Below are 1,406 nucleotides of genomic sequence, written 5' to 3' on the forward strand. Positions count from 1 at the left end.
CGTTCGACAGCGGCCCGACGTTTACGATCGGCAAGGTCGATGTCGACGGCGTGCGCCGCTATCCGGAGAAGATCGTCACGAACGTCAATCCGCTGTCGGAAGGCGAGATCTACGACGCGCAGCGGATCACCGAATTGCAGCGGCAGTTGCAGAACACGCCGTACTACGCGAGCGTCGCGATCGACGTCGGCGACGATACGACGAAGCCCGAGCGCACGCCCGTGCACGTGAAGGTCAGCGAGTTCCCGTACAACAACATCCGCGGCGGCGTCGGCTATGCAACCGACACGGGCCCGCATGTGCAGGGCTCCTATACGTATCTCGACACGTTCGGCGCCGCGTGGCCGCTGACCGTGTCGGGCCGGCTCGACCAGATCCAGCAGTACGGGCAGGTCCAGCTGTCGATGCCGCCGGGCGAGAAAGGGTGGACCAACAGCGTGCTCGCGTCGTATACGAACACCAACGTGTCGGACACGCGCATCTACAGCGCGCGGGTCGGCGTGCAGCGCACGCGCACCGGCCAGTTCATCGACTATGCGTATTCGCTGATGTTCTACCAGGACCGGCTCGACCAGAACGGCGCGGGGCCGACCACGAGCCGCGCGCTCGTACCGCAATGGGCCTGGACGCGCCGCAACATCGACGATCCGCTGTTTCCGCGCTCGGGCAACCTGATCCACGCGGAGGCCGGCTTCGCGATCAAGGGCGTGGCAACCGACCAGACCTTCATCCGCGGCTACGCGCGCGGCCAGCAGTACCTGCCGATCGGCAAGCGCGACCTGTTCGTGTTCCGCGCGGAGCTCGGCGGCGTGTTCACGAGCGGCAGCTCGACCGGCGTGCCGGCGTCGCTGCTGTTCCGCGCGGGCGGCTCGAACTCGGTGCGCGGTTACGGTTACCAGAGCATCGGCAACAGCGTCGCCGGCTCCGTGTTGCCGACCAAGTACCTGATGACGGGCACCGCCGAATACCAGCACTGGTTCAACCGCGACTGGGGCGCCGCGACGTTCTTCGACATCGGCACCGCGACCGATGCGTGGGGCGAGAAGGTGTTTTATCCGGGCGTCGGCATCGGTGCGCGCTGGCGAAGCCCCGTCGGCCCGATCAACGTCGACGTCGCGTACGGGTTGCGCAACCATAGCGTGCGCCCGTACCTGACGCTCGGCATCGCTTTCTGAACGTACCGTTTCATCCACGACGAACCGCATGACGAAGGACCCGAACGACACGCCGCCGCCTCACGATCCGGACTCGCCCGACGGCGCGCCCGACGCGCCGCCGCGCGCGCCGCGCCGCGGACGCGCGGTGCGCGTCGTCGCGTGGACGCTCGCCACGGCCGTGCTGCTCGTCGTGCTGGCCGCCGGGCTCGTGCTGGCCGCGGCGACGACCGAGCGCGGCACGCGGCTCGC

General features: G+C 68.4%; 2 protein-coding genes. Both read left to right on the forward strand.

Going from position 1 to position 1,406, the window contains the following annotated elements; translation table 11 throughout:
* A partial coding sequence (locus BT264_RS37265) for an autotransporter assembly complex protein TamA (protein WP_177318463.1) occupies nt 1-1,175 on the forward strand: 1,175 nt, incomplete at its 5' end.
* Between the two features lie 28 nt (nt 1,176-1,203).
* Nucleotides 1,204-1,406, forward strand: a 203-nt coding sequence (locus tag BT264_RS37270) for a hypothetical protein (RefSeq protein WP_143155861.1), incomplete at its 3' end; no start/stop codon positions are given.

The sequence above is a fragment of the Burkholderia sp. NFPP32 genome (assembly GCF_900119325.1).
Classification (GTDB): Bacteria; Pseudomonadota; Gammaproteobacteria; order Burkholderiales; family Burkholderiaceae; genus Burkholderia; species Burkholderia pyrrocinia_C.